Origin of the sequence: Erwinia psychrophila, from assembly GCF_039023475.1 — a bacterium.
Classification (GTDB): Bacteria; Pseudomonadota; Gammaproteobacteria; order Enterobacterales; family Enterobacteriaceae; genus Erwinia.
On the sequence record NZ_JBCHVB010000015.1, the window covers coordinates 1 to 3,056 of the forward strand.

Genomic DNA, 3,056 nt, shown 5'->3' on the forward strand with positions numbered 1-3,056 from the left:
TGGGATTTATTTCTATATAGCTTCTTGATAAGGGAGTTTTTGGAGCACGTTATTGACCGTTCCTTTCTTTAAAGTACTTTTTTTAGCAGTGCTGCCATAATCTGAACTGTATATTAAACACTCATAATCATTATCTTTAGGATAATAAAATAAATAGAATCCAGCGTCTGCTATTTCGACAGGGCTTAAAAACACCCCTACCGATTCAGAATCAGGTAGTTCAAGATCACCAGGATCACTATCAAGAAGCATTCCATGTGAGTGAGCCAATTGCGTTAGCAGCTCAAACGCATTTTCTGACAAGGACAACCCGACATTATTACAACTATTTATTTCTTCCTGACTATCTTTTAAATAATTAATAGCCATATGTAATGTATAGTTTGATCCTTTCGATGGATATATTTCATCCTCGATAAAAAAATTAAAGATTCCATACTTCCAGTAATTATCCTCTGTTTTTTCTAAAATCTCGTAAAAAACAGCAAATTCAAAAGGTTGACCAAAAATCATTTTTTTCCCTTCAATTCTTTAATTTCTTTGTTGAAGCTACCTAGTTTTCTATGGAGGAGGCGGGATTCACAACAGGGACGCCGGTTAACGTGCGGGTAATGCAGGACTGCCTGATTATTACCCGACAGGAGCCGCAGCCGGAGCTGTCCGCCGAGCCAGAGGTGGTGACCACGCTGAAGCGGGCCTGCAAGAAGCTGTAGGCCCGCAAGCAGCGGGAGACAGCGGCGTTTATTGAGCTGGTTGCCACGCCGCAGAAGCGGCTACGCAGGATCCCGGATGGAACGGTGGAGTGGCACAGCCTGGGTTAACTTACTGGTTATAAAGATAAAAATCCCAGCCGCGAGTGCTGGGATTTTTATCAAGGGCCTTGCCATTGTAGCTTAGACTTTAATTCATCAGGAACCAATTTAAATAATGATTCTATATATTTAACGTGTTGAATATAGTTAGGTGATATGTCTTCACTGCATTTCTCAAAATAGTATTTTGCTTGATTATTTAAGAACCATAAATCATGCTCAACGAAGTCTGAGATGAGCAGTGTATGCATTAGGTTATGTACTAATTCAGCTTCAAAGTAGCACGATATATCACGCCCTTTATCTTTTTCATCCAATGACTGAATATTTCTGATGTAAGGCAGGGAAAGAGATAACATTTTTACATATATCTCATTTTTTTTCATAAGGATATCATTCTCCATAAGATCATCACTTCCTTGTCGGCATAGATTTAGCTCCTGCTGGAGCATTCTTTGTCTGAGTCCATGAGCCATTTTGAAGTAATTTATCTATGTAAGATTTATCTCCAGTCTTTTTATATATTTCCTGAGCAGCCACAATCCGATGGTTACCTTCAGATATATAATAATTTCCCTTACTATCTATATATCCAGCTATACGGCCTTCAGGAGCATTAAACCTATAATTTCCTGACGTCATGTCATTTTTTATCTGGTCTACTTGCTGGGGGTTTCTCAACCCTGTTTGCATGCTCTTTATGCCTGTCGATACTCCACCTTGAGCTATATTCGAAACAGTTGTTTTAGCAAGCTTAAAAAGATCATTGCCCGATTTAACCAATGAAGCTAATGCTGCCTGATTCTCAGGATCTGATGCAAACGCCGCATATTTTACCCACTCAGGGCTGTTTACATCTATCTTCGCCAGATCCTGACCGTTCCACTGCTGAACGTACGCTTTGGCTTCCTCGCTGGTCATCACATCCACACCAGGAAGATTACCGATCCAGCCGGGACACTCTGCCATATCATAACCGCCCTGGGCCACTTCCTTATCCCATACCTGGACTCCCAGCGGGTCGTCCTGAAGTTTCTGGTCGGTTTCTGCGCTTTGCTTATCGCTCACCTGCTTCCACTTATCAATAACGGCCTGGCAGTCACCGCCTGATTTACGGCAATCCGACAATTCTTTGTCGAAGGCAAGAGATTGTGTAGCGCTCAGCGCATTATTCTCAACCGCAAAATTCCAACCGCGAAGGCTGGGATTTTTGTGCTATCACTTTTGTTTTTTTCTGTAGTGCTGGTAGTAAATCCACCAACATCCTATTGCTCCAATGACTCCTCCTGCGATACTTCCTTTTAAAATTTTCATGTAATCAATAGAAGAAAAATCCAAAGGTAATTCAAGAAAGAAAAAGTAAAAAAGTTTTATTAAAATCTGCGTAGCTGTAGAGGCAATAAACACTCCGATAGGAAAAGTAACTATTAGATAAGAAAAAATCAAAAACCATTTTGAGGCTGAGATTTTCATTTTCCGCCTCCTAATGTTTTTCCTGCTTGATCATTTTCATATTCTGCTGTTATAGAACCGGTTATGTTACCCGCAATCCCAGGCAATGGATCAATCGGTAAAGGTTTGGATATCCCCATTCCGACATCAACCCAGAGCCAGTCTTTCCATGGTTTCATAGGGTTCAGGACTTTATCAAGCGGCAACTCGACTAGTTTTCCGACTCCATACCCCAGTCCCGACGCCGCTCCGCTCATTGCTGCACCTTTCAGCGGATCATCACCTTTGAGATAACTGGATGTGCCGCCGCTTATCGCATTCACGCCCATGGTACCCCACAGCCCGGTCCCGGCAGTAAACGCACCTGTCCAGTAACCCAGGATGACATCATTCGGATTAACCTCACCGTTAACAAGATAGCCCACTCCTGCGTTAGCTCCTGCACCAATAAGACTGGTGGTTGCCGCTGCTCCGGGCAGTAATGGCCATGCCATCACACTACCCATCGCGGCCACGGCCGTCTGGCATGATACCGGCGTATCCCCGCTGCAGGCTTCTTTAATTGCTGCCTGGGTTCCTGATTCGTAGTTCGCTACGGTTCCGGGTTTCTGCTTATTCGCTGCTGCCAGTACACTACCCAGATTATTATTCTCAACCGCATTCTTCCCGGCCTGCGCACCTGTCACAGTAGCAGCCATACTGTCACCCATCAACCCGCCCGCGGCGCCGGCTGCCAGCGTGCTCAGCAGGCTGATTTCCTGACGGTCGCTTTCCGGCAGACGACTGATTTCT

6 protein-coding genes are annotated in these 3,056 nt (G+C 44.0%); 1 reads left to right on the forward strand and 5 read right to left on the reverse strand.

The features are described 5' to 3' along the window. Positions 1 to 12 precede the first annotated feature (12 nt). On the reverse strand, positions 13 to 513 hold the full coding sequence (locus tag AAH446_RS19520) for an immunity 42 family protein (protein ID WP_342908332.1): 501 nt from the start codon (positions 511 to 513) through the stop codon (positions 13 to 15). Positions 514 to 563: 50 nt separating this feature from the next. On the opposite strand from AAH446_RS19520, the gene AAH446_RS19525 reads away from it, so the two are divergent. Further along, positions 564 to 713 (forward strand): SymE family type I addiction module toxin, encoded by a 150-nt coding sequence (locus tag AAH446_RS19525; protein WP_342908333.1) that lies wholly within the window; start codon positions 564 to 566, stop codon positions 711 to 713. Positions 714 to 871: 158 nt separating this feature from the next. Here the strand turns inward: AAH446_RS19525 and AAH446_RS19530 are convergent, their stop codons facing one another. The 4 genes from AAH446_RS19530 to AAH446_RS19545 form a co-directional block, all read right to left on the reverse strand. Next, the gene (locus tag AAH446_RS19530) at positions 872 to 1,216 is read right to left on the reverse strand and encodes a zinc ABC transporter substrate-binding protein (protein ID WP_428945504.1); all 345 of its coding nucleotides are present in this window, start codon (positions 1,214 to 1,216) and stop codon (positions 872 to 874) included. 7 nt (positions 1,217 to 1,223) lie between these two features. Beyond that, positions 1,224 to 1,880 carry a hypothetical protein gene (locus AAH446_RS19535; RefSeq protein WP_463322840.1) on the reverse strand — a complete coding sequence of 219 codons (657 nt, stop codon included), beginning with the start codon at positions 1,878 to 1,880 and terminating at the stop codon, positions 1,224 to 1,226. Between the two features lie 150 nt (positions 1,881 to 2,030). Beyond that, positions 2,031 to 2,285: a hypothetical protein gene (locus AAH446_RS19540; protein ID WP_342908334.1), complete on the reverse strand. Its 255-nt coding sequence runs from the start codon at positions 2,283 to 2,285 to the stop codon at positions 2,031 to 2,033. Next, the coding region (locus tag AAH446_RS19545; protein WP_342908335.1) for a VENN motif pre-toxin domain-containing protein at positions 2,282 to 3,056 on the reverse strand (775 nt) is incomplete at its 5' end. The genes AAH446_RS19545 and AAH446_RS19540, both read right to left, overlap by 4 nt.